24 protein-coding genes are annotated in these 23,239 nt (G+C 69.5%); 19 read left to right on the top strand and 5 right to left on the bottom strand.

Going from position 1 to position 23,239, the window contains the following annotated elements; translation table 11 throughout:
* Positions 1–225 precede the first annotated feature (225 nt).
* From rho to prfA, 3 genes are all read left to right on the top strand, one after another.
* Positions 226–2,214 carry a transcription termination factor Rho gene (gene rho, locus BLV96_RS14190; protein WP_086672675.1) on the top strand — a complete coding sequence of 663 codons (1,989 nt, stop codon included), beginning with the start codon at positions 226–228 and terminating at the stop codon, positions 2,212–2,214.
* Between the two features lie 181 nt (positions 2,215–2,395).
* Entirely contained in the window at positions 2,396–2,626 is a 231-nt protein-coding gene (rpmE, locus tag BLV96_RS14185; protein ID WP_086672673.1) for a 50S ribosomal protein L31, read from the top strand.
* 79 nt (positions 2,627–2,705) lie between these two features.
* Positions 2,706–3,776 (top strand): peptide chain release factor 1, encoded by a 1,071-nt coding sequence (gene prfA / locus BLV96_RS14180; RefSeq protein ID WP_086672671.1) that lies wholly within the window; start codon positions 2,706–2,708, stop codon positions 3,774–3,776.
* Between the two features lie 17 nt (positions 3,777–3,793).
* On the opposite strand, the gene wsfD is transcribed toward prfA, so the two are convergent.
* The 3 genes from wsfD to BLV96_RS14165 are packed head-to-tail and all read right to left on the bottom strand — an operon-like array spanning position 3,794 to position 6,678.
* The gene (gene wsfD / locus BLV96_RS14175; RefSeq protein ID WP_086672668.1) at positions 3,794–5,254 is read right to left on the bottom strand and encodes a glycan biosynthesis hexose transferase WsfD; all 1,461 of its coding nucleotides are present in this window, start codon (positions 5,252–5,254) and stop codon (positions 3,794–3,796) included.
* Positions 5,255–5,272: 18 nt separating this feature from the next.
* Positions 5,273–5,704 carry a GtrA family protein gene (locus BLV96_RS14170; protein ID WP_086672666.1) on the bottom strand — a complete coding sequence of 144 codons (432 nt, stop codon included), beginning with the start codon at positions 5,702–5,704 and terminating at the stop codon, positions 5,273–5,275.
* Positions 5,701–6,678: a glycosyltransferase family 2 protein gene (locus tag BLV96_RS14165; RefSeq protein ID WP_086672664.1), complete on the bottom strand. Its 978-nt coding sequence runs from the start codon at positions 6,676–6,678 to the stop codon at positions 5,701–5,703. Before BLV96_RS14165 ends, BLV96_RS14170 begins: the two co-directional genes overlap by 4 nt.
* 237 nt (positions 6,679–6,915) lie before the next feature.
* Here BLV96_RS14165 and prmC point away from each other — a divergent pair, with 237 nt between their 5' ends.
* Both prmC and BLV96_RS14155 read left to right on the top strand, forming a co-directional pair.
* Complete coding sequence (gene prmC / locus BLV96_RS14160; protein ID WP_086672662.1) at positions 6,916–7,782, top strand: peptide chain release factor N(5)-glutamine methyltransferase; 867 nt, start codon at positions 6,916–6,918, stop codon at positions 7,780–7,782.
* A gap of 3 nt (positions 7,783–7,785) precedes the next feature.
* Positions 7,786–8,130, top strand: coding sequence for a hypothetical protein (locus tag BLV96_RS14155; RefSeq protein WP_086672660.1), 345 nt, complete (start codon positions 7,786–7,788; stop codon positions 8,128–8,130).
* A gap of 86 nt (positions 8,131–8,216) precedes the next feature.
* Here the strand turns inward: BLV96_RS14155 and BLV96_RS14150 are convergent, their stop codons facing one another.
* Positions 8,217–10,190, bottom strand: coding sequence for a M6 family metalloprotease domain-containing protein (locus BLV96_RS14150; protein WP_086672658.1), 1,974 nt, complete (start codon positions 10,188–10,190; stop codon positions 8,217–8,219).
* Positions 10,191–10,548: 358 nt separating this feature from the next.
* On the opposite strand from BLV96_RS14150, the gene BLV96_RS14145 reads away from it, so the two are divergent.
* The 14 genes from BLV96_RS14145 to aroA all read left to right on the top strand — a co-directional run bounded on the left by BLV96_RS14145 (position 10,549) and on the right by aroA (position 22,650).
* The gene (locus tag BLV96_RS14145; protein ID WP_086672656.1) at positions 10,549–11,199 is read left to right on the top strand and encodes an L-threonylcarbamoyladenylate synthase; all 651 of its coding nucleotides are present in this window, start codon (positions 10,549–10,551) and stop codon (positions 11,197–11,199) included.
* A 73-nt stretch (positions 11,200–11,272) separates the two neighbouring features.
* Positions 11,273–12,430 carry a glycosyltransferase family 4 protein gene (locus tag BLV96_RS14140; RefSeq protein ID WP_086672654.1) on the top strand — a complete coding sequence of 386 codons (1,158 nt, stop codon included), beginning with the start codon at positions 11,273–11,275 and terminating at the stop codon, positions 12,428–12,430.
* A gap of 49 nt (positions 12,431–12,479) precedes the next feature.
* Entirely contained in the window at positions 12,480–12,923 is a 444-nt protein-coding gene (locus BLV96_RS14135; protein ID WP_086672652.1) for a Cg1360 family ATP-synthase-associated protein, read from the top strand.
* A gap of 533 nt (positions 12,924–13,456) precedes the next feature.
* Complete coding sequence (gene atpB, locus BLV96_RS14130; protein ID WP_086672649.1) at positions 13,457–14,257, top strand: F0F1 ATP synthase subunit A; 801 nt, start codon at positions 13,457–13,459, stop codon at positions 14,255–14,257.
* A 56-nt stretch (positions 14,258–14,313) separates the two neighbouring features.
* Positions 14,314–14,571 carry an ATP synthase subunit c family protein gene (locus BLV96_RS14125; protein WP_033261340.1) on the top strand — a complete coding sequence of 86 codons (258 nt, stop codon included), beginning with the start codon at positions 14,314–14,316 and terminating at the stop codon, positions 14,569–14,571.
* Positions 14,572–14,602: 31 nt separating this feature from the next.
* Positions 14,603–15,160, top strand: a complete 558-nt coding sequence (locus BLV96_RS14120) for a F0F1 ATP synthase subunit B (protein ID WP_086672647.1) — start codon at positions 14,603–14,605, stop codon at positions 15,158–15,160.
* Between the two features lie 6 nt (positions 15,161–15,166).
* Positions 15,167–15,991, top strand: coding sequence for a F0F1 ATP synthase subunit delta (locus BLV96_RS14115; RefSeq protein WP_086672645.1), 825 nt, complete (start codon positions 15,167–15,169; stop codon positions 15,989–15,991).
* A gap of 56 nt (positions 15,992–16,047) precedes the next feature.
* Positions 16,048–17,688 (top strand): F0F1 ATP synthase subunit alpha, encoded by a 1,641-nt coding sequence (gene atpA / locus BLV96_RS14110; RefSeq protein ID WP_086672643.1) that lies wholly within the window; start codon positions 16,048–16,050, stop codon positions 17,686–17,688.
* Between the two features lie 11 nt (positions 17,689–17,699).
* Entirely contained in the window at positions 17,700–18,647 is a 948-nt protein-coding gene (locus BLV96_RS14105) for a F0F1 ATP synthase subunit gamma (RefSeq protein ID WP_086672642.1), read from the top strand.
* Positions 18,647–20,074 (top strand): F0F1 ATP synthase subunit beta, encoded by a 1,428-nt coding sequence (atpD, locus tag BLV96_RS14100; protein WP_086672640.1) that lies wholly within the window; start codon positions 18,647–18,649, stop codon positions 20,072–20,074. Before BLV96_RS14105 ends, atpD begins: the two co-directional genes overlap by 1 nt.
* 114 nt (positions 20,075–20,188) lie before the next feature.
* Positions 20,189–20,554: a F0F1 ATP synthase subunit epsilon gene (locus BLV96_RS14095; RefSeq protein WP_086672637.1), complete on the top strand. Its 366-nt coding sequence runs from the start codon at positions 20,189–20,191 to the stop codon at positions 20,552–20,554.
* A gap of 25 nt (positions 20,555–20,579) precedes the next feature.
* Positions 20,580–21,014, top strand: a complete 435-nt coding sequence (locus BLV96_RS14090; protein ID WP_086672635.1) for a DUF2550 domain-containing protein — start codon at positions 20,580–20,582, stop codon at positions 21,012–21,014.
* 66 nt (positions 21,015–21,080) lie between these two features.
* Positions 21,081–21,401, top strand: coding sequence for a putative quinol monooxygenase (locus tag BLV96_RS14085; RefSeq protein ID WP_086672633.1), 321 nt, complete (start codon positions 21,081–21,083; stop codon positions 21,399–21,401).
* A gap of 10 nt (positions 21,402–21,411) precedes the next feature.
* Complete coding sequence (gene aroA / locus BLV96_RS14080) at positions 21,412–22,650, top strand: 3-phosphoshikimate 1-carboxyvinyltransferase (RefSeq protein WP_086672628.1); 1,239 nt, start codon at positions 21,412–21,414, stop codon at positions 22,648–22,650.
* Here aroA and BLV96_RS14075 read toward each other — a convergent pair.
* The gene (locus BLV96_RS14075) at positions 22,647–23,222 is read right to left on the bottom strand and encodes a cob(I)yrinic acid a,c-diamide adenosyltransferase (RefSeq protein WP_086672626.1); all 576 of its coding nucleotides are present in this window, start codon (positions 23,220–23,222) and stop codon (positions 22,647–22,649) included. The two genes, aroA and BLV96_RS14075, sit on opposite strands and share 4 nt — an antisense overlap.
* Between the last annotated feature and the right edge of the window lie 17 nt (positions 23,223–23,239).

The following is a 23,239-nucleotide window of genomic DNA, read 5'->3' as shown; positions in this document are numbered from 1 at the left end:
GGTAACGCGGATGAACGCAGGCGGGTTTCCGGTTTCGGCGGTGCCGAATTCCGTGTCCTCCGAATGGAGGACGCAAACCCCTGTGGTGGAGGCGCTCCAGCTGTGTTCCGCACGGCCGAAGAGCTCATCTCCCGTATCGGGGGACAGATACGCCGGTTCGCGATCAGAAGCGAGCGGCAGTCCGCTGATCCGCCTGGAGGCGTGGATCGGTCAGGAAGGACATGTGTGAGCAACACCGATCTTTTGAGCGACGTGAGCGGCACGGCCGAGACGAACGGCACCGCCCCCGCTCCCAAGCGGACGGTCGGCGGGCTGACCGGTAAGACCGTCGCCGAACTGCGTTCGCTTGCTGGGGAGCTCGGCGTCGGCGAGACGACGGGCATGCGCAAGGGCGACCTGATCGCCGCGATCCGCGAGCGCCAGGGCAAGTCCCGCAAGCGTCCGGCCGCCGAGACGCTGCCCCTCGAGGGCGTCGGCGAGCCGGTGAAGGCGTCGGCCCCGAAGGCCGAGCCCAAGGCCGAGGCGCCCGTCGCCCCGGTCGAGAGCAAGCCGGAGCCGAAGGCCGAGGCCGCGGCTCCCGCGGACACCCAGCCGCAGGCCGAGCGCCCGCAGCAGGACAAGCAGGACGGCCAGCAGGGCCAGGACGGCCAGCCCGAGGAGGGCGGCCGCGGCCGTCGCCGTCGCGGCTCGAACCGCGCCGCCGGCTCGCCCGACGGCGACCGTCAGCAGGGCGACCGCCAGCAGGGTGACCGGCAGGGCGGTGGCGACCGCCAGCAGGGTGACCGCCAGCAGGGCCAGGGCGGCGGCAACCGCGACCGCGACCGCCAGCAGGGCCAGGGCGGCGGCCGGGACGGCAACCGCCAGGACGGCAACCGTGGCGACCGCGGCGACCGCCAGCGCAACCAGCAGCAGGACGGCGGCAACCGCGGCGGCCAGGACAACCGCAACCAGCAGCCGGACGACGACGAAGAGGGCGGCCGTCGCGGCCGTCGCTTCCGCGACCGTCGCCGCCGGGGTTCCGGCGGTGGGCGCGAGCAGGGTGGTTCGCCGGACACCGAGATCCGCGAGGACGACGTCCTGCTGCCCGTCGCGGGCATCCTGGACGTGCTCGACAACTACGCGTTCGTGCGGACTTCCGGCTACCTCGCCGGCCCGAACGACGTGTACGTGTCGCTTTCGCTGGTCCGCAAGTACGGCCTGCGCCGCGGTGACGCCATCACCGGCGTCGTGCGCCAGCCGCGCGAGGGCGAGCAGCAGCGGCAGAAGTTCAACCCGCTGGTGCGCGTCGACTCGATCAACGGCCTGGAGCCGGACGAGGCCAAGCGGCGGCCGGACTTCACCAAGCTGACCCCGCTGTACCCGAACGAGCGGCTGCGCCTCGAGACCGAGTCGCACAAGCTCACGACCCGCGTGATCGACCTGATCATGCCGGTCGGCAAGGGGCAGCGCGCCCTGATCGTGTCGCCGCCGAAGGCCGGCAAGACCACGATCATGCAGGACATCGCGAACGCGATCTCCACGAACAACCCCGAGTGCCACCTGATGGTCGTCCTGGTCGACGAGCGTCCGGAAGAGGTCACCGACATGCAGCGCTCGGTGAAGGGCGAGGTCATCGCCTCGACCTTCGACCGGCCGCCGTCGGACCACACCTCGGTCGCGGAGCTGTCGATCGAGCGGGCCAAGCGCCTGGTCGAGATGGGCCACGACGTCGTCGTGCTGCTCGACTCGATCACGCGGCTGGGCCGCGCGTACAACCTGGCGGCCCCGGCGTCCGGCCGGATCCTGTCCGGTGGTGTCGACTCGACCGCGCTGTACCCGCCGAAGCGGTTCCTCGGCGCGGCGCGCAACATCGAGAACGGCGGCTCGCTGACCATCTTCGCCACGGCGATGGTCGAGACCGGCTCGACGATGGACACGGTCATCTTCGAGGAGTTCAAGGGCACCGGTAACGCGGAGCTCAAGCTGGACCGGAAGATCGCCGAGCGCCGCGTGTTCCCGGCGGTCGACGTCAACCCGTCCGGTACCCGCAAGGACGAGCTGCTGCTCTCGCCGGACGAGCTCGCGGTCACGGTGAAGCTGAGCCGGGTGCTGCACGCGCTCGACTCGCAGCAGGCCATCGACCTGCTGATCTCGCGCCTGCGGAAGACGAAGACGAACGTCGAGTTCCTGATGCAGGTCTCGAAGACCGCCCTCGGCGGCGGCGAGGACGACTGAACGTGCTCATCGGAGGCCTCCCCGCTTCGCCGCGGGGAGGCCTCCGGCACGTTCGGAATACCAGGTCAGCGGGGTGCGTTCCACTGAGCGTCTGCCCGTCTGGCAGAATCATCCGCTGAAGTCCGGCACCGGTTCACCCCGCGGAACGACTGGGGACCCGGAGCCAACGAGAGAGGACACCATGAAGAGCGGTATTCACCCCGAGTACGTGGTCACGAACGTGAACTGCGACTGCGGCAACAGCTTCACCACGCGCAGCACCAAGACCAGCGGCAGCATCCACGTCGAGATCTGCTCGAACTGCCACCCGTTCTACACGGGCAAGCAGAAGATCATGGACACCGGTGGCCGGGTCGCGCGCTTCGAGGCTCGCTACGGCAAGCGTCAGAAGAAGGACGCCGACGCCAAGTAGCTTTTCCGACGACGCCCACTCGCTCGCGCGAGTGGGCGTCGTTTTTTGTCGTTTTCCCCCGGGCTGAGAGGTGGCAGAGGTGGATTCGAGCTCGCTCAAGGGGCTGCTCGCCGAACACGCGGAGCTGGAGACCCAGCTGGCGGACCCGGCGGTGCACGCCGACCAGGCGCGCGCCCGCAAGCTCGGCCGCCGCTACGCCGAGCTGACGCCGGTGATCCGCGCCGTCCACGAGCTCGACACCGCCCGCGACGACCTCGCGGCCGCGCGGGAGATGGCCGCGGAGGACGCGGACTTCGCCGCGGAGGCCGAGGAGCTGAGCGCGAAGATCCCCGAGCTGGAGTCGAAGCTCACCGAGCTGCTGCTGCCGCGCGACCCGTACGACGGCTCCGACGTCGTGATGGAGATCAAGTCCGGCGAGGGCGGCGAGGAGTCGGCCCTGTTCGCCGGCGACCTGCTGCGCATGTACCTGCGCTACGCCGAGCGCCACGGCTGGAAGGCCGAGGTCCTCGACTCGGTCGACTCCGACCTGGGTGGCTTCAAGGACGTCACGCTGTCGATCAAGACGAAGTCGGCGGTCGTCGACGGCGTCTGGTCGCGCCTGAAGTTCGAGGGCGGCGTGCACCGCGTCCAGCGCGTGCCGGCGACGGAGTCCCAGGGCCGGATCCACACGTCGGCGTCCGGGGTGCTCATCTACCCGGAGCCGGAGGAGGTCGAGGTCGAGATCGACCCGAACGACCTGCGCATCGACGTGTTCCGGTCGTCGGGCCCGGGCGGCCAGAGCGTCAACACGACGGACTCGGCGGTCCGGATCACCCACCTGCCGACCGGCATCGTGGTGTCCTGCCAGAACGAGAAGTCCCAGATCCAGAACCGCGCGCGGGCCCTGCAGGTGCTGCAGGCCCGCCTGCAGGCGATCGCGGAAGAAGAGGCGGCCGCGAAGGCGTCGGACGCCCGCAAGTCGCAGGTCCGCACGGTCGACCGCTCGGAGCGGATCCGGACGTACAACTTCCCGGAGAACCGCATTTCGGACCACCGGGTGAACTACAAGGCGTACAACCTGGACCAGGTCCTGGACGGCGACCTGGACGGCGTGCTGGACGCGTTGGCGACCGCGGACCGCGAAGAGCGGCTGGCCGCCTCGGCGGGCTGAGCCCCCGGCCCGCCGTCTCAGCGGACGGCGGGCTTCTCCGGTTCGCGGAACGCCTCGAAGATCTCGGTCGGCTGCTCGTCCGGAGCCTCTTCCGGCTCCGGCTCGGGCTTCGCCGGCTTCGGGAACAGGCTGATGACCCCGAACACGAACGCCAGGAACGTCGGGAACAGCGTCAGCAGCTGGTGCTTCACGCCCTCGACGCCCTCGCCCAGCGCGGACAGCCCGAACTGCCCGATCGCGAAGAGCAGCAGGAAGAACACCACGATCCCGTACTCGCGGCGGTGCCGGCGGAACGCCCGCACGCCCGCCCAGCCGATCAGCAGCCAGAACGGGACCAGCACGAACAGCCCCAGCGGCGCCGCGAGCTTCGACAGCCCGGAGAACACCGGCACCCGGTACTCCTGCGCCATCTGCGGCAGTCCGGACGACTCCGCGAAGCTGCCCAGCCGGGACGGGCGCGCCGTCAGCGTGTCGACCGCTCCCTGCTGGAGGATCTGCAGCGTGCGCTGCGGGTGGGCCGCGTAGTAGCGCACCACGTTGCGGCGGCTGATCTTGTCGCGGAAGCCGTTGTAGTCCGCGTCCGTCCACGGGTGCGCCGCCCACCAGCCGGTGCCGATGAACTTCTTCGCGCTCGGGGGCAGGCCCAGGGCCGCCAGGTCGGCGTCCGTGTCGTGCTTGCCGTCGACGATGCTGTCGAACACCACGTGGTAAATGTTCGCTTCGCGGTACTCGGCGTTGGCCGGGTCGCCGTGGGACTGCACGGCCGCCGTCCCCGCGCCGACGACCACCAGCACGCCCAGCGGCAGCAGCCACCGCGACCAGCCGCGCTTGCCGAGCGGCTTGACCAGCGCCAGCGCCAGCACGAACAGCGGGATCAGCAGCAGCGTCTGCGACTTCGCGTTCAGGCCGATCAGCGCGCCCCCGACCGTCAGCGCCGCGCCCCAGTACCGCGCCGCGCCCGTGCGGCTCATCAGCAGCAGGCCACCGGCCATCAGCAGCATGCCGACGAACCCGGCACCCTCGCTGAGCACCGACGCGAAGTAGCCGAAGAACGCCGAGTCGGCCATCACGAGCAGCAGGAGCACCGCGGCGATCACGCGGTTGCGGCGGCTCAGGTCCAGGCCGAGCACCGTCGCCGCGACGCCCACCGCGACCAGCACGCACGTGATCGCGCCGAGCACCAGCAGGTTGAGCTCCGCCGACGAGCCGAGCACCTTGCCGAGCTTGCTCGCGAACCAGTCGAGCCACGCCTGGCTGGAGATGTAGTCGCTCTTGCAGGCCGAACCCGGCCCGTAGCTGAAGTGCACGTAGAACTCGGAGCTGAGCTCCGGGTGCCGGCCGCCGAGGTCGCACAGCAGGCGCCAGCCGTCGCCGTTGTCGGCCATCCCGACCGGTCGCGGCACCAGGAACCGGAGCAGCAGGACGCCGAGGGAAAGGACGAAGACGCCCAAGCCGAAGCGCAGTTCACGGAATCGCACTCGGAAGAGCGTACGAGATCACGCAGAGTCGACGGGTGCCGCACCGGGAACGGGCGAAACGGGCCGGTGCCGGAACACGACGTAGTGGTAGAGCAGGTAGTTCCAAAAAAGCCCGACGACGATCGCCGCGCCCTTCGGAACCAGCAGGTTGATCCCCGGGAACAGGCGGCTGACCAGCGTGATGACGCCGAACTGCACCACCCAGAGCCCGAACGCCGTCACGCCGAAGAACAGCAGCGCCTGCTTGCGGATGTCGCCGTCCTTCGCGCGGAAGGTGAAGTTCCGGTTCAGCGTGAACGACAGCAGCATGCCGGCGGTCGTCGAAATGAAGTTGGCGACGAACGTCGGCACGCCCAGCGTCGCCAGGAGCGCGTAGCCCAGCGCGTCGACCAGGGTGTTGCCGATGCCGACGATCCCGAACCGGACCTGCGTGGCGGTGACGAACCTCATTGGACGGCGCTCCGGTCTCCGGCACCGGTCCGCACCGACGCCACCGTGTACAACGGCCGGTTCTGGACCTGGGAATACGTGCGGCCGATGTAGCTGCCGAGCACGCCGAGCATGATGATCTGGATGCCGCCGAGGAAGAACATCGCGATGGTGATGAACGCCCAGCCGGGCACCGCGGTCTCCGGCGCGAACAGCTTCACGCCGACGACGTAGAGCACGCCGAGGAAGCTCAGCAGCGAAATCAGGTACCCCATCCGCGTGATCATCCGCAGCGGCGTGGTCGAGAACCCGAGGATGCCGTCGGCGGCGAAGCGGAGCATCTTCGTCAGCGGGTAGCCGGTGACGCCGGCGTTGCGCTGGTCGCGGTCGAACAGCACCGCCGTCTGCCGGAAGCCGACGTAGCTGACCAGCCCGCGCAGGAACCGGTCGCGCTCGCGGTACTTGCGCAGCTCGTCGACGACCTTGCGGTCGACCAGCCGGAAGTCGCCGGTGTTCTTCGGGATCTCGACCGCGGCCATCTTCTGCAGGAACCAGTAGAACGCGCTCGCGGTGAACCGCTTGAACGGCGAATCGCGGCGCGACCGGCGCTGCGCGTAGACGACCTCGTAGCCCTCTTCCCACTTCTCGAGCAGCTCGAGGGCCACCCGCGGCGGGTCCTGCAGGTCGCTGTCCATGATGATCGCGGCGTCGGCGTCGACCAGGTCGAGCCCGGCGGTGACGGCCATCTGGTGGCCGAAGTTGCGGGACAGCTCGACGACCGTGACCCGGGCGTCGCGCGCGCCCAGCTCGGTGAGCCGGTCGAGGGAGGCGTCGCGGCTGCCGTCGTCGACGTAGATGAAGCTGAAGGCGTAGCGCCCGGCCAGGGGCGCGGTCACCTCGTCGACCGTGCGGTGGAGCAGGTCGATGTTCGCTTCCTCGTTGTAGATGGGGAAGATGAACGCGATCCGGCGGCGCGTGGTCGGCTCGGTCGGCACTGGCGCTCCCGGTGGGTCGGCGTCTCGGTGATCGGTGACGCTCCGGCCAGGATATCCGCGCGGTGGCGGCACCGGGAGCGTCCCCGCGCGGATCCATTGTGGCGGTGACCGGTGTTTCGCGGCTGTTTGTCATGCCGGTGAGGGGGCCTCGATACGCTGGACGGCGTAGGACCGGCGCGTGTCCTGACGGGGGAGTTCCGCCTGGTGTGCCAGGCTCGACGAGGTGAAGGACGACGAGTGAATCGGCAGCCGCTGCGCCTGGCCATCATCGAGGCCACCCGGATTCTCGAACGGGCGGGTGTCGAGTCGCCGCGGTTCGACGCCGAGGTGATCGCGGCGCACGTGCTCGGCGTCGAACGCGGGCGGCTGCCGATGGTGCCGCTGGTCGACCCGCCGGTCATCGAGGCCATCGGCCAGCTCGTCCAGCAGCGCGCGAAGCGGATCCCGCTGCAGTACCTGACGGGCTGGGCGGCGCTGGGGGAGATCACGGTCGCGGTCGGCGCGGGGGTCTTCGTACCGCGGCCGGAGACCGAGCTGCTGCTCGAGTGGGGCGTCAAGTTCCTGCAGGGCCGCGAGTTCCCGGTGGTGGTCGACCTGTGCACCGGCTCGGGCGCGCTGGCGCTGGCGGTGGCGAACGCGCGGCCGGACGCGGTGGTCTACGCGGTCGACGTCGACCCGCAGGCGCTGGCCTGGGCGCGCCACAACGCGGACGTCCACGCGGACGCGGGCAACACCCCGATCCGCCTGTACTCCGGTGACATCGGCGACCCGACGATGTTCGCCGAGCTGGACGGCCTGGTCGACCTGGTGCTGTGCAACCCGCCGTACGTCCCGGAGGGCACCCCGGTGCCCCCGGAGGTCGCGGAGCACGACCCACCGCGCGCGGTGTTCGCGGAGGAGAGCGGGCTGGCGGTGATCCGCCACGCGATCGCGGCGGGCTCCCGGCTCCTGCGGCCCGGAGGAGGGCTGGCGATCGAGCACGACGACACGCACGGGTCGGCGGTCCCGGCGCTGGTCCGGGCCCGTCGGGTGCTGACGGGCGTCGAGGACCACGCGGACCTGACCGGGCGAGCCCGGTTCGTCACGGCGCGAAGGCTGGGCTGAGCCATGTCCGCCGTGTTCGTCGTCGATCCCCGAGGCAAGCGCGACTTGGGGTTCCTCGACTGGAATCCGAGCCGCGGCATGCTCCTGCGAGTGCTGGGGTTTCTCGCGGACGAGGTCGAGGACCCAGCCCTTGCCGCGGACCTGCGGGAGTTCGTCGCCGGGGGATACGCGTTCATCTCACTGAGCAGCTACACCGCGGAGCAGGGGGCCGAGGTCATGAAGGTGATCCGGGAAAAGCTGCCGGCCGCGGTCGAAGAGTGGCTTCCGGGTCACGAGGGGGCCCGGCAGCACATCGCGGAGCTGGTCGAACTCGTCGAAGAGGCCGAAGCGGCGCCGGACGCGGGCTGAGCAGCCCCCGTTCCCACGTTACCGGGGAGCACCGACGATTCCGGGTGGCCCGGAGGGGGCTGTCCACAGCCCCCTCCGGACTCCGGCTAGAAGCCGAACGCCGTGCAGCTCGCCGTCGCCGTCTTCGACGGGTCGCTCACCGAGGTCGCCGTCAGCTTCACCCGGGCCGCCAAATCACCGCGCGCCCCGCGCTTCGCGTACGCCGGGACCTTCACGTGGCCGCCGAACTTCGCCGTCGCCAGCTCGTTCGGCAGGCGGACCTCCCAGCCCTTCGCGTCCGTCGACACGCTCAACCGGTACGTGTCCGTGTCGTACGGTGCCTTCGCGCCCTGCGCCGACCCCGTGTTGAGCAGGCCGAAGTCGCACGTCGCGAGGCCGCCGCGGGCGAACGCCGGCAGCGCCGGGGTCACCGCCGCGCCGCGGGACTGGCTGCCCGAGCCGTCCAGCGAGGCCACCGTCACCGAGTACGACAGCACGCCGTGGCGGTCGCGGGCCAGGTCGGTGATCAGGAACCGGAGCCGGTTCGCCTCGTCCGTGTACTCGTACGGGCTCGCCGCCTCCGTGCCCGCCTTGAACAGCGCGTCGTTGAGCTGGCGGTAGTCACCGATGGTGATCTTCACCGGGGTGCCGTCCGGCTTGGTGTAGTCGGTGATGCCGATGTCCTGCGGGTTCGCGTCGATCACCCAGTCGAAGGGCGCGTTGTCCTTGTTCTTCGTCTTGGTGATCATGACGCCGGAGTCCGGCGCGAACGAGTCCGCGCCCATCCGGTCGACGACCTCGACCGTGTAGTTGTCGTAGCCGCCGCCGTCGCAGAACGGGTCCTTCGCCCGGTCGCACTTCGGCGCCTTGTCGCCGCCCGTCAGCTTGATGTTCAGCCCGGTGAACGCCCCGGGCTGCGCCTCCGTCTCACGGGCGGTGATGCGCGCGGACACCGGACCGGTCTTCGCCAGCTCGTTGCGGTCGAGCTGCAGGACGTCCGCCGGGTCGACGATGCCGAGTTTCAGCTTGTTGCGCAGCTGGTGCTGGGCGCCCATCGAGCTGCCCTGCGTCGCCGGGATCTGCCAGCGCGTGTGCGGGCCGCCGGGCCCGTTGAACGTGCCGCGCGACAGCATGTCCCACGGCCCGCTGTAGCTGCGGGACGGCGGCACCCCGAACGGGTTGTTGTAGTTGTCGCCGATGCCCAGGATGTGGCTGAACTCGTGGGCGTAGGTCGACTGGCCGGAGCTTTCGGCCTGCACCGAGCTGCCGTCCTGGGCGTTGGGCCAGATGCTGGCGGCCGACGCCCACGACGTCCACGGCACGTACCGCGTCGCCGCGTAGTTGGGCAGGTCGTGGTTCGGCGGGCCGAAACTGTCCGGCACGTTCTCCTTGGCGCCGAACTTCATCTCGCCGAACTCCTGCCAGGTCGAGCTCTCGTCCTGGCCGGCGGAGAGGAAGAAGACGAAGTCGAACTGGTTCGCGGTGTCCCCGACGTCGGCGCGCCACGCGTCCCCGGCGTCCTTGCGGATGTCGCGGGTGCAGTTCGCGCCCGGCGGGCAGGCGCTCGGCTGGAACTCCATGCCGTATTCGTAGGACTTCCCGGACATCCGGTAGGGCCCGAACGCGGTCAGCTGCACGCCGAAGCGGCCGCCGGAGTCCTCCATCCAGTACTCGTTGATCGTGTGCCCGTTGTTGAGCGCTTCGGGCTTGTTGAGGAAGTCCTGGTAGTACTGCGCGACGTTCGCGCGCGGGATGTTCGCGGCGGACGGCGCGGGGTTGCCGAACACCGTCGAGTTCGCCGGCTTCGTGACGACGAAGTCCTGGTCGGGGTAGTCGGCGAGGACGACGGCGCCCTTGAAGGTGCGCTGGGTCGGCTTCAGGGTGGGGTCCGCCCAGTTCGTGCCGGGCACCTTCTTGTAGTCGGACCAGGTCATGTGGTCCTGGTTCTCCCAGTGCGCGGCGTCGATCGGCGCGGGCCAGCCACGGGTGAGCGGCTCGGCGGCGGCGGTGCCCGCGCCGAGCCCGGTGAGGACGGTGACCGCGGCGAGCAGGGCGAGCGCTTTCGGGGTTCTGGGGCGCATCTGCGGCTCCTTCACTGGGAACCCACGGGGGTGGTGGTTCCCGAAGATCGACCGTATTGAGCCACGCTGTCGTGGTTCTGCCTCGCGGCGAGGTTTACCCGCTTGCCCCACGACGAAAGTCTGGCCGGTTGTCAGCCCGGCGCGCAGCCGGGTCAGGCCGCGCGCCGGCGTGCGGCCCAGCCGTTTGGCCGAGCGTTGTGGACAACTTCGGCCACGCGGCCCGGGAGCGCCGGAAACTGTCGGTGCTCGCCGGTAGCGTGGAAGACGGGGGGCGCCCCCAAGGCGGCCGGGCCGGGCGGGGCCGCCGGGTGTGACGCGGCGAACGCCCCCTTCGGCCGCCGGACTACCCTTGGCCCCCATGAGCGTGGTCTACGACTGCAGCAAGCGGGAGTCCCGGGCCGACGGACTGGCGGCCGCCGCGGGGGCGGTGCGGTCGAGCAGGCTGGTCGTCCTGCCCACCGACACCGTCTACGGCATCGGTGCCGACGCTTTCGACGCCGGTGCCGTGCAGGCGCTGCTGCGGGCGAAGAACCGCGGGCCGGACATGCCGGTCGGGGTGCTCGTCGGGTCCTGGTCCACTGTGGACGGCCTTGTGCTCGGCGTGCCGCCGCAGGCTCGTGCGCTCATCGAAGCCTTCTGGCCGGGCGATCTGTCCATCGTGCTCCCGCACGCGCCGAGTCTGCAGTGGAACCTCGGCGACGCGCGCGGCACCGTCATGCTGCGGATGCCGCTGCACCCGGTGGCCCTCGAACTCCTTCGCGACGTCGGCCCGATGGCCGTCTCGAGCGCGAACGTCTCCGGGCGCCCGCCGGCCAGCACCGCGCAGGAGGCGCAGGAACAGCTCGGCGACTCGGTCGCGGTCTACCTCGACGGCGGCTCGAGCGGCGAGCCCGTCGCGTCGAGCATCGTGGACCTCACCGGCACCGAACCGGTCGTGCTGCGCGAGGGCGCGGTGACGAAGACGGCCATCGCGGAGGTGCTCGGTGTGCCCGCGGAAACGTTGGCCTGAAGCCGGATCAGCCCGGAAACCGCGGCACGATAGCGTGTCGCGGGTGACCCCCACCCCGCGAGCGTGACACCCCGTGCCGCCCACATCCGGTCTCCTCCCCATCCGGGAATACATCCTCGTCGCGCTGACCGCGACGGCCGTGACCTACCTGCTCACCGGCCTCGTGCGCCGGCTCGCGATCCGCGTCGGCGCGATCGCCAACCCGCGGGCGCGCGACGTCCACGTCGCCCCGATCCCGCGGATGGGCGGGATCGGCATCTTCCTCGGCGTCGCCGGCGCGATGGGCCTGGCCCACCAGCTGCCCGCGCTGTCGCACGGCTTCGACGCGTCGTTCGACTCGGTCGGCGTGCTGCTCGCCGCCGGTGTCATCTCGCTCATCGGCGCGCTCGACGACCGGTTCGAGCTCGACGCCTGGACGAAGCTGGCCGGCCAGGTCATGTGCGCCGGGATCCTGGTCATCTTCGGCGTGCAGTGGGTGTCGTTCTGGGTGCCGTGGGGCGGGCAGGGCGACTCGTTCGGCTCGGTGCTGGTGCTCGACAAGAACCAGGGCGCGCTGCTCACCGTCGTGATGGTCGTGGTGATGGTCAACGCGATGAACTTCGTCGACGGCCTCGACGGGCTGGCCGGCGGTCTCGGCTTCATCGCCGCGGCGGCGACGTGCGCGTTCTCCCTCGGCCTGCTCGACAGCTCCGGCGGCGACGTCGGCACGTACCCGCCGGCGCTGATCGCGGCCACGCTCGCCGGAGCGTGTCTGGGGTTCCTGCCGTACAACTTCCAACCCGCGAAGATCTTCATGGGCGACTCCGGGTCGATGATGATCGGCCTGATGCTCGCGGGCGCGACGACCTCGGCGTCCGGTCGTGTGCCGTACCCGCAGTTCAGCGGCAAGGACGCGATCGCGCTGCTCTCGCCGCTGGTGGTCGTGGCGGCGGTGCTGTTCGTCCCGCTGCTCGACCTGATCATGGCGGTCGTGCGCCGCACGCGCCGCGGCGAAAGCCCGTTCGCGGCCGACAAGATGCACCTGCACCACCGCCTGCTGGAGATCGGCCACTCCCAGCGCCGCGCGGTCCTGCTCATCTACTTGTGGGCGGGGATCCTGGCGTTCGGCGCGGTCTCGGTGACGCTGTTCGACGACGCCGCCGCGCTCTGGATCATCGGGGCCGGGCTCGTGTTCGCGGTGGTCGTCTCGATCGTCCCGCGGCTGCGCTCGCGCAACCAGCCCGGAACCTGACCGGCCGGGTTCTCTACACTCGGTGGCTGAACCGAGCAGGGAGCCAGCCGTGAGCGAGACCGAAACCGAAGCGCAGGAGAACCCGCACGCCAAGGTGGTGCTGCAGGCCGCCCGCGCGATGACGAAGGCTTCGCTGCTCGTCACCCCGCCCGCGGTGCTCGTCTGCATCGTGCTCTTCAGCATCCTCAACGGCTTGCCCGGCTTCCTCGGCTCGCTCGTCGGCGCGGTGCTGGCGATGCTCGCGTCGCTGTCGACGCTCGGCCTGATGCGGTTCAGCGCGGGCCAGGACCCGATGTTCGTGATGGTCATCGCGCTCGGCGGGTACGTCGTGAAGGTCGTGCTGCTGTTCGGCGCGCTGACGCTGCTGAAGGGCGTCACCGCGCTGCACCCGATGTCGCTCGGCATCACCATGATCGTCGCCATCCTGGTGGCCGCGGCGGCCGAGTTCGCCGCCTTCCGCAAGACCAAGATCCCGACGATCATCCCCTCCTGAAGCCCGTCCGTTTTGCCGCGCGCTTCCGTTACTCACCGTGAATCGCGCTGCGGCCGCTTGAGTGTGACCGGCGTCACGAAAGTGCGCCTTCGTGCGCGGCCGGAAAACGGGCCGGGACCCCTCGCCTGCACCGTTGCCGAGCGGGTCCTGTCCGGTCCCGGACCAGGGTCCCGGATCGACCCGGGACTTAGGTCCTGGGCTGATCGGTGGGTATGGAGTACGCGTGTACGGCACTGATTGACCTGCTGGTATGGTCCGCGTCAAGGGTGGCGGCCTCGGCCGCACGCTCCCTAAGACGAACCGCGATCAGCAGTGTGGCGACCGTGTAGTTCCGCCTCTTCGCCGCTGGTCCGAAGTAGACCGCAGGGCAGTGTTCACGCGAGACAACCCCGTGTGCAGAACGTGAAGGTGTGTTCTGCGGACCGTGGGGTAGCCGCCTCCGACGTCCCGATACGTATCGGGTACGTTAAGTCCAGATCGTGACGATTCCCCCGGCGGAGTGAACGCCGGCCGGGAGAACCGGAAGGAGCCCAGTGGGCGCGCTGGTACTGACCGAGGGTGGCACATTCACGCCCCCCGGTGTGGCGGACTTCAACCTGCCGCCTCTTTTCGGCTCCGGGTACTGGGGCAGCTTCACCAAGCCGATGCTGCTCGTGGTGATCTCGCTGGTCATCATCGTCGCCTACTTCATGCTGGCGTCCCGGAAGCTGAAGGTCGTCCCCGGCAAGGGACAGTTCATCGCCGAATCGATCTACAACTTCGGCCGCAACAACATCGCGCGGGAACAGATCGGCTCGAAGGACTTCAAGCCGTTCATCCCGCTGGTCCTCGGGCTGTTCGTCTTCGTGCTGGTGAACAACCTGTTCGGGATCATCCCGTTCTTCCAGTTCCCGACGATGGCGCGGATCGGGTTCCCGCTGGCGCTGTCCGTCCTGGTCGTTTACCCCGTGTACCACTACGTCGGGTTCAAGCGCCACGGCTTCGGGGGCTACCTGCGGAAGGAACTGGCGCCGCCGGGCATCCCCGGTTTCGTGCTGCCGCTGTATTCGACCATCGAATTCGCGCAGAAGTTCTTCATCGCGCCGGCCACGCTGGCCATCCGAGTCTTCTCCGCGATGTTCGCCGGGCACCTCATCATCATGGTGTTCACGCTCGGCGGCAGCTTCCTGCTGACGGAGACCGACGGCTTCGGGCTGAAGCTGGTTTCGCCGGTGGCGTTCATCTTCGCCATCCTGATGACCTTCCTCGAGGCCTTCATCCAGGTGCTGCAGGCCTTCATCTTCGCCCTGCTGTCGGCCGGGTACATCGGCGCCGCGCTGGCGTCGGAGCACTGAGAAACACAAGCCCCCGATCCACGCGAGCGCGTGGACCGAAGTGAAGGGAAACGCACGTGAGCAACATCGTTCTGGCCCAGGCCGCGGAGCAGGCCGCCAACATCAACCCCGGCCTCGCCGCCATCGGTTACGGCCTGGGCGCGATCGGCCCGGGCATCGGTGTGGGTCTGATCTTCGCCGCCGTCATCAACGGCACCGCGCGTCAGCCGGAGGCGCAGGGCAAGCTGCAGGGCATCGGCTTCTCGACCTTCGTGCTGACCGAGGTCCTCGCCCTGATCGGCATCGTCATCTACTTCATCGCCTCCGCCGCCTGAGTTCGGTTAGCTCATCGCTTAAGGAGACGTTGTGCTGAAGACGGACCTGGTGTTGGCCGCCGAAGAGGCGCCCAACCCGATCATCCCGCACATTCCCGAGGTCATCCTCGGGCTCGTCGCCTTCCTCATCCTGCTGTTCGTCCTCAAGAAGTACGTCGTTCCGCGCTTCGAAGCGGCGTACGAAGAGCGCGCCCAGATGATCGAGGGTGGCATCGAGAAGGCCGAGAAGGCCCAGGCCGAGGCCGAGGAGGCGCTCGCCAAGTACCGGGCGCAGCTGCAGGACGCCCGGACCGAGGCCGCGAAGATCCGCGACGACGCCCGGCTCGAAGCCGAGCAGATCAAGGCGGAGCTGCGGGCCGAGGCGGAGGCCGAGTCCCAGCGCATCGTCGCCCAGGGGCAGGCCCAGCTGCAGGCCCAGAAGGCGCAGATCATCGCCGAGCTGCGGGCCGACATGGGCCGCAACGCCGTGGAGCTGGCCAGCCGCATCGTCGGTGAGTCGCTCGAAGACGAGGCGCGCCGTCGTGGCACCGTCGACCGGTTCCTCGCGGAACTGGAGACCGCCGGTGCCGCTGGTGGAGCGGGGAAGTAGACCGGTATGACGCTGCATGCTGCGAGCCGTGAAGCGCTCGGCCTCGCCGAGGAACGCCTCGGCGAGGTTCTGGCCGACGCGGGAGCCGACGCGGCCACGGTCGGCGACGAGCTGCTCTCGGTCGTCGACCTGCTGGACCGGGAGATCGGCCTGCGCCGGGCGGTGAGCGACGCTTCGACGACGCCGGAGGCGCGCACCCAGCTGGTGCGCCGGCTGTTCGACGGCAAGCTGTCCGAACCGGCCCTGAAGGTGCTCGACGCCGTGGCGGGCAGCCGCTGGTCCAGCCCCCGTGAGCTGACCGACGGGCTCGAGGAGCTCGGCCGCTCGGCGCTGCTGACGTCGGCCGAGAAGACCGGGAACGTCGACACCGTCGAGTCCCAGCTGTTCCAGGTCGCGCGGATCGTGGCCGGCGCCCCGGAACTGGAGGCCGCGCTCTCCGACCTGGCCGGTCCCGCCGACGCCAAGCGCACCCTGGTGCGCGGGCTGTTCGCCGACAAGGTGGACGTGGTCACCGAGACCCTCGTGGAGCAGGTCGTGCGCCGGGCCAAGGGCCGCGGCGTCGGCGTCGGGCTCGACAAGCTGGTCAAGCTGGCCGCGGAACGCCGTGAGCGCTCGGTCGCCTACGTGACCAGCGCGAACGCCCTGACCGACGAGCAGACCGCCCAGCTGGGCGCGAAGCTCAACGACATCTACGGGCGGCAGATCGCGCTGCACGTCGAGGTCGACCCCCGGCTCGGCGGCGGGCTCGTCGTCCGCGTCGGCGACGAGGTCATCGACGGGAGCGCGGCGGGTCAGCTGGCGGCGTTGCGCAGGCGGCTGGCCCGGGCGTAGCCCCGGTCACACAAGACTTTGCATACTGGCAAGAACGAAGCGAGAGCGGGAAAGACATGGCCGAGCTGACGATCTCCTCGGATGAGATCCGTAGCGCGATCGAGAACTACGTCTCGAGTTACGCCCCGGACGTGAGCCGGGAAGAAGTTGGCATCGTGGTGGACGCCGGTGACGGCATCGCCCACGTCGAGGGTCTGCCCTCGGCCATGGCCAACGAGCTGCTCGAGTTCCCCGGCGGCGTCCTCGGCGTCGCGCTGAACCTGGACGCGCGCTCCATCGGTGCCGCGATCCTCGGTGACTTCGAAAGCATCGAAGAGGGCCAGCAGGTCAAGCGCACCGGCCAGGTCCTGTCGGTGCCGGTCGGCGACGGCTACCTCGGCCGCGTCGTCAACCCGCTGGGTGCCGCCATCGACGGTCTCGGCGAGATCGAGACCACCGACCGCCGCGCGCTGGAGCTCAAGGCCGCCTCGGTCGTCGAGCGCCAGCCGGTGTCGGAGCCGCTGCAGACCGGCATCACCGCGATCGACGCGATGACCCCGATCGGCCGCGGCCAGCGCCAGCTGATCATCGGTGACCGCAAGACGGGCAAGACCGCCGTCGCCGTGGACACGATCATCAACCAGAAGGCCAACTGGGAGACCGGCGACCCGAAGCAGCAGGTCCGCTGCATCTACGTCGCCGTCGGCCAGAAGGGCTCGACGATCGCCGCGGTCAAGAAGTCCCTCGAGGACGCGGGCGCGATGGAGTACACCACCATCGTCGCCGCCCCGGCGTCCGACTCGGCCGGCTTCAAGTGGATCGCGCCGTACACCGGCTCGGCCATCGGCCAGCACTGGATGTACGAGGGCAAGCACGTCCTCATCGTGTTCGACGACCTGACCAAGCAGGCGGACGCCTACCGCGCGATCTCGCTGCTGCTGCGCCGCCCGCCGGGCCGTGAAGCCTTCCCCGGCGACGTCTTCTACTTGCACTCCCGTCTCCTCGAGCGGTGCGCGAAGCTCTCGGACGAGCTGGGCGCGGGTTCGCTGACCGGGCTGCCGATCATCGAGACGAAGGCCAACGACGTGTCGGCCTACATCCCGACGAACGTCATCTCGATCACCGACGGCCAGTGCTTCTTCCAGTCGGACCTGTTCAACGCCGGCCAGCGCCCGGCCATCGACGTGGGCATCTCGGTGTCCCGCGTGGGTGGTGCCGCGCAGGTCAAGGCGATGAAGTCGGTCTCGGGCTCGCTCCGGATCGACCTGTCGCAGTACCGCGAGCTGGAGGCCTTCGCGGCCTTCGCCTCGGACCTCGACGACGCCTCCAAGGCGCAGCTCGAGCGCGGTGCCCGGCTGTACGAGGTGCTCAAGCAGCCGCAGTACTCGCCGATCCCGGTCGAGGAGCAGGTCTGCACGGTGTGGCTGGGCACGAACGGCCACTACGACTCGGTCCCGACCGAGGACGTGCGCCGCTTCAACCACGAGTTCCTCGACTCGGCCCGCCGCAAGCACGACGACGTCCTGGGCGCGATCCGCGACTCCGGGAAGTTCGAGGACGAGACGGCCGACAAGCTGGTCGCCGCGGTGAACGAGTTCAAGAAGGAGTTCACCACGTCCGAGGGCAAGCCCCTGGTCGAGGCGGACGCCGACGCGATGGACGCCGACAAGGTCGGGCACGAGACCGTCAAGGTCAACAAGCCCGCCCCGAAGAAGTGAGCTGATAGCTCATGGCCGCACAACTCCGGGAACTCCGGTCGCGCATCAAGGCGACCAAGTCGATCGGCAAGATCACCAAGGCGATGGAGCTCATCGCCACCGCGCGCATCACCAAGGCGCGGGCGAAGGTCGCCGCTTCCCGGCCGTACGCGGACGAGATCACCAAGGTGCTCTCGGCGCTGGCCGGTGCGGCGGCCAACCTCGACCACCCCATGCTGGTCGAGCGCCCGAACCCGAAGCGGGCCGCCGTCCTGGTCGTGACCAGTGACAAGGGCCAGTGCGGTGGCTACAACTCCAACGTGCTGCGCGCGACCGAAGAGCTGCTCGCCCTGCTCCGCAAGGAGGGCAAGGAGCCCGAGGTCTACGTCACCGGCAACAAGGGGCTGAACTACTACCGGTTCCGTGACCGCGACGTCGTCGACAGCTGGACGGGCTTCTCCGACCAGCCGGCGTACGACGACGCGGTCGCCGCGGGCAACGCGCTGGTGGAGTCGTTCATGCACGGCGTCGACGACGAGCACGGCAACGCCGACGGCATCGCGGGTGTCGACGAGATCCACATCGTCTACACCGAGTTCGTGTCGATGCTGACCCAGCGGCCGGTCGCCAAGCGCGTCGCGCCGCTCGAGGTCGAGTACACCGACGGTGAGGAGGAGCAGAAGCCCAAGGAGGGCGAGCTGCTCCCCAGCTACGAGTTCGAGCCGAGTGCCGACACGCTGCTGGACGCCCTGCTGCCGAAGTACATCAACACGCGGCTCTACGCCGCGCTGCTCGAGTCGGCGGCGTCCGAGCTGGCCGCCCGCCGGACGGCGATGAAGGCCGCGTCGGACAACGCGAACGAGCTGGTGGGCAACCTGACGCGGGAGATGAACCAGGCCCGCCAGGCGCAGATCACCCAGGAGATCTCCGAAATCGTCGGTGGCGCGAACGCGCTCACCGCAGCAGGAAGTGATGATTGATGACCAGTACTGAAGCCCCGCGCGCCAAGGGGCGCATCGTCTCGGTGACCGGGCCGGTCGTCGACGTCGAGTTCCCGCGCGGTTCCGTTCCCGACCAGTTCAACGCGCTCAAGGTCGAAATCGAGTTCGAGCAGCTGCGCAAGACCGTGACGCTCGAGGTCGCCTCCCACCTGGGTGACAACCTCGTCCGCACGATTTCGCTCCAGCCGCAGGACGGCCTGGTCCGCGGCGCCGAGGTCACCGACACCGGCAAGCCGATCACCGTGCCGGTGGGCGACAAGGTCAAGGGCCACGTCTACAACGCGCTCGGCGAGTGCCTCGACGAGCCCGGCTACGGCGACGACCTCGAGCGCTGGGGCATCCACCGCAGCGCGCCGTCCTTCGACCAGCTCGAAGGCAAGACCGAGATGCTGGAGACCGGCCTCAAGGTCGTCGACCTGCTCACCCCGTACGTCCAGGGTGGCAAGATCGGCCTGTTCGGCGGTGCCGGCGTCGGCAAGACGGTGCTCATCAAGGAGATGATCACCCGCGTCGCCCGGAACTTCGGTGGTACCTCGGTGTTCGCCGGTGTCGGCGAGCGCACCCGTGAGGGCAACGACCTCTTCCTGGAGATGTCCGAGGACGGCGTCATCAACGACACCGCCCTCATCTTCGGCCAGATGGACGAGCCGCCGGGCACGCGCATGCGCGTCGCGCTGTCGGCGCTGACCATGGCGGAGTACTTCCGCGACGTCCAGAACCAGGACGTGCTGCTGTTCATCGACAACATCTTCCGGTTCACCCAGGCGGGTTCCGAGGTGTCGACCCTGCTGGGCCGCATGCCTTCCGCGGTGGGTTACCAGCCGACGCTGGCCGACGAGATGGGGCAGCTGCAGGAGCGGATCACCTCGACCCGGGGTCGTTCGATCACCTCGATGCAGGCGATCTACGTCCCCGCGGACGACTACACCGACCCGGCCCCGGCCGCGACGTTCGCCCACCTGGACGCCACCACCGAGCTCTCCCGGTCGGTGTTCCAGAAGGGCATCTTCCCGGCGGTCGACCCGCTGGCGTCGACGTCGACGATCCTCGACCCGGCCATCGTCGGTGAGGACCACTACCGGGTGGCTTCCGAGGTCATCCGGATCCTGCAGAAGTACAAGGAGCTGCAGGACATCATCGCGATCCTCGGTATGGACGAGCTGTCGGAAGAGGACAAGCTGACCGTTCAGCGCGCGCGCCGCATCGAGCGGTTCCTGTCGCAGAACATGCTGGTCGCCGAGGCGTTCACGCAGATCCCGGGCTCGACGGTGCCGCTGTCGGAGACCATCGAGTCGTTCGACCGCATCACCAAGGGTGACTTCGACCACTACCCGGAGCAGGCGTTCCTGGGTATCGGTGGCCTCGAGGACCTCGAGAAGAAGTACAAGGAAATCACCAAGAAGTGATGTCCTGACGACGGCGGGGGCAGTGTCCACTATGGACTCGGGCCCCCGCCGTTCTCATAGCTTCAGACAGACCTATTACACTCGGTGGTAACACCCCGAGCGAAGGAGTGCTACGTGGCTGAGATGTCCGTGGAGCTGGTGGCCGTCGAGCGCCGTCTCTGGTCGGGTACCGCCACTTTCGTGGTGGCGCAGACCACCGAGGGCGAGATCGGCATCATGGCCGGCCACGAACCCGTGCTCGGGCAGCTCGTCGAGGGTGGCGTGGTCAAGGTGACGACCACCGACGGTGAGACGGTCTGCGCGGCCGTGCACGGCGGTTTCCTCTCCGTGACCGGCACCGGGGTGAGCATCCTCGCCGAGAGCGCCGAACTGTCCGACGAAATCGACGTCGACGCGGCGAAGGCGGCACTGAGCGCCGACGACGAAACCGAGCGGACGAGGGCCTCGGCCCAGCTCCGCGCGGCAGGCAAGTCGGTCTGAGCGCGAGACGGGCAGGAGCCGGGCCGTGAAGATCACCGTGGTGGTAGTCGGGCTCCTGATCGTGCTCGCGGTGCTGGCCGCCTGGTACGGCCAGCGGTGGATCCGGATGCGCCGCGGCGGGGGCGTGAGCGTCGCGCTGCGGTGGCGTCCGGACGCCGCGCGGTCCAGCTGGCACCTGGGGCTGGGCCGCTACGAGGGCGACGAGTTCGTCTGGTACCGCGTGTGGAGCCTGCGGACCGGCCCGGACCGCGTCTTCCAGCGCGAAAGCATGCAGATCGCCGACCGGCGTGACCCGTCCGGGACCGAGGCCTACGCCGTTCCCGAAGGCTCGACCGTGCTGCGCTGCGAGTCCGAGACCCAGGAGGCGATCGAGATCGCCATGGGCCCGGGCGCGTTGACCGGGTTCCTCTCCTGGCTCGAATCCGCCCCTCCCGGACGCCGTCTCCCGCGCGCGTCCTGACCTGTCTCGCTGTGTTGTCTCGAACTGGGACAGCCACGGCCCCTGATTTGGCCTACGGTTGAGCGCATGATCCTCATCGTGGTCAAGTTCCCGGTCAAGCCGGAGCACGCCGAAGCCTGGCCGGAAATCGTCGCCGACTACACCCGGAACACCCGCGCCGAAGACGGCAACCGCTTCTTCGAATGGTCGCGCAGCCTCGAGGACAAGAACACCTACGTGCTGGTCGAGGGCTTCGACGGCCAGGACGCGGCCGTCGCGCACGTCGGCTCCGACCACTTCAAGTGGGCCGTCGAGAACCTGGGTGGCTACATCAGCGACAACCCGCGGATCATCAACGTCCAGGACGCCTCCGACTGGGGCCCGATGGCGGAGATCCAGCCGCACTAAACTGGGGTCCGTGACTCTCGTCGAGATCCCCGGCTCCAAGTCCGTCACCGCCCGAGGCCTCTTCCTGGCCGCCGCCGCCCACGGCACCACCACGCTCGGCCGTCCCCTGCACTCGGACGACACCGAGGGCTTCGCCGAGGGCCTGGCGAAGCTCGGCTACCGCGTCGACCGGCAGCCGGGCGCGTGGACCATCGAGGGCCGCCCGTCCGGCCCCGGCGTCGCGGAGGCGGACGTCTTCTGCCGCGACGGCGCCACGACGGCCCGGTTCCTGCCCGCGCTGGCCGCGGCCGGCACCGGGACGTTCCACTTCGACGCCTCCGACCAGATGCGCCGGCGCCCGCTCGGCCCGCTGACCGACGCCCTGCGGGAGCTGGGCGTCGACCTGACCTTCCACGGCGAGCCCGGCCACCACCCGGTGACGGTCCGCGCGAACGGCGTCAAGGGCGGTTCGCTCACTCTCGACGCGGGGCTGTCGTCGCAGTTCCTGACGGCGTTGCTGCTGCTCGGGCCGCTGACCGCGGAGGGCCTGCGGATCACGGTGACCGACCTGGTGTCGGTGCCCTACGTCGAGATCACCCTCGAGATGATGCGCCGCTTCGGCGTCGACGTCCGCCGCGAGGGCAAGACGTTCGTGGTGCCGCCGCAGCCGTACCAGGCGTGCGAGTACCCGGTGGAGCCGGACGCGTCGACGGCCAGCTACTTCCTCGCCGCGGCGGCCGTCACGGGCCGCACGGTGACCATCCCGGGTCTGGGCTCGAAGGCCCTGCAGGGTGACGTGAAGTTCGTCGACGTGCTGCGCGAGATGGGCGCGCACGTGGAACTCGCCGAAGACTCGGTGACGGTCGCCGGCCCGTCGGACGGCCTGCGCGGCGTCACGGTGAACATGCGCGACATCTCCGACACGGTCCCGACGCTGGCGGCGATCGCGCCCTTCGCGTCCGGGCCGGTGCGCATCGAGGACGTCTACAACACGCGCATCAAGGAGTGCGACCGGCTCGACGCGTGCGAGGAGAATCTGCGCGCGCTGGGCATCGAGGTCGAGACGGGCCGGGACTGGATCGAGATCCAGCCCGGCACGCCGACGGGTGCCCTGGTCAAGTGCCGGCGCGACCACCGGATCGCGATGGCGTTCAGCATCACCGGTCTGCGCACGCCCGGCATCACGCTGGACGACCCGGACTGCGTGAAGAAGACGTTCCCCGGCTTCCACCAGGCGCTGGCGGCGCTGCGGGAGAGCTGGGGGATCTAGGAGGGCTGCCCGCCCGGCTGCCACAGCACGTCACCTTCGGGGTTGGCCAGCCGGGCGAGGATGAACAGCAGGTCCGACAGCCGGTTCAGGTACTTGAGCGCCACCGGATTCGTCGTTTCCGGCTCCGCTTCGTACAGCTCCCACGCGGACCGCTCGGCCCGGCGGGACACCGTGCGCGCCTGGTGCAGGAACGCCGCGCCGGGTGTGCCGCCCGGCAGGATGAACGACGTCAGCTTCGGCAGGCGGTCGTTGAACTCGTCGCACCAGCCTTCGAGCCGCTCGACGTACTTCTCGGTGATCCGCAGCGGCGGGTACGGCGGGTCGTCGGAGATCGGCAGGCAGAGGTCCGCGCCGACGTCGAAAAGATCGTTCTGCACCGTACGCAGCACGTCCGTGATTTCGGTGGGCAGCTGCCCGGCCGCGATCGCCAGACCCAGCACCGAGTTCGTCTCGTCGGTGTCGGCGTACGCGCCCAGGCGCGGGGACGTCTTGGGCACGCGGGACCCGTCGCCGAGCGCGGTCGTGCCGCTGTCGCCGACCTTCGTGTAGACGCGGTTGATGCGAACGACCATGAACCCACCATAGCGGC

Source organism: Amycolatopsis pretoriensis (assembly GCF_900107925.1).
Lineage (GTDB): Bacteria > Actinomycetota > Actinomycetes > Mycobacteriales > Pseudonocardiaceae > Amycolatopsis > Amycolatopsis pretoriensis.
Note: the sequence above shows the minus strand (reverse complement) of the source record. Positions and strands in the feature narration are given on the sequence as shown.

Excerpts from the sequence above, each read along its gene's own strand:
- rpmE (WP_086672673.1), top strand. The coding sequence starts at position 2,396 with ATGAAGAGCGGTATTCACCCCGAGTACGTGGTCACGAACGTGAACTGC.
- BLV96_RS14170 (WP_086672666.1), bottom strand. The coding sequence starts at position 5,704 with ATGAGGTTCGTCACCGCCACGCAGGTCCGGTTCGGGATCGTCGGCATC.
- BLV96_RS14155 (WP_086672660.1), top strand. The coding sequence starts at position 7,786 with ATGTCCGCCGTGTTCGTCGTCGATCCCCGAGGCAAGCGCGACTTGGGG.
- BLV96_RS14150 (WP_086672658.1), bottom strand. The coding sequence starts at position 10,190 with ATGCGCCCCAGAACCCCGAAAGCGCTCGCCCTGCTCGCCGCGGTCACC.
- BLV96_RS14145 (WP_086672656.1), top strand. The coding sequence starts at position 10,549 with ATGAGCGTGGTCTACGACTGCAGCAAGCGGGAGTCCCGGGCCGACGGA.
- BLV96_RS14115 (WP_086672645.1), top strand. The coding sequence starts at position 15,167 with ATGACGCTGCATGCTGCGAGCCGTGAAGCGCTCGGCCTCGCCGAGGAA.
- atpA (WP_086672643.1), top strand. The coding sequence starts at position 16,048 with ATGGCCGAGCTGACGATCTCCTCGGATGAGATCCGTAGCGCGATCGAG.
- BLV96_RS14105 (WP_086672642.1), top strand. The coding sequence starts at position 17,700 with ATGGCCGCACAACTCCGGGAACTCCGGTCGCGCATCAAGGCGACCAAG.
- atpD (WP_086672640.1), top strand. The coding sequence starts at position 18,647 with ATGACCAGTACTGAAGCCCCGCGCGCCAAGGGGCGCATCGTCTCGGTG.
- BLV96_RS14085 (WP_086672633.1), top strand. The coding sequence starts at position 21,081 with ATGATCCTCATCGTGGTCAAGTTCCCGGTCAAGCCGGAGCACGCCGAA.
- BLV96_RS14075 (WP_086672626.1), bottom strand. The coding sequence starts at position 23,222 with ATGGTCGTTCGCATCAACCGCGTCTACACGAAGGTCGGCGACAGCGGC.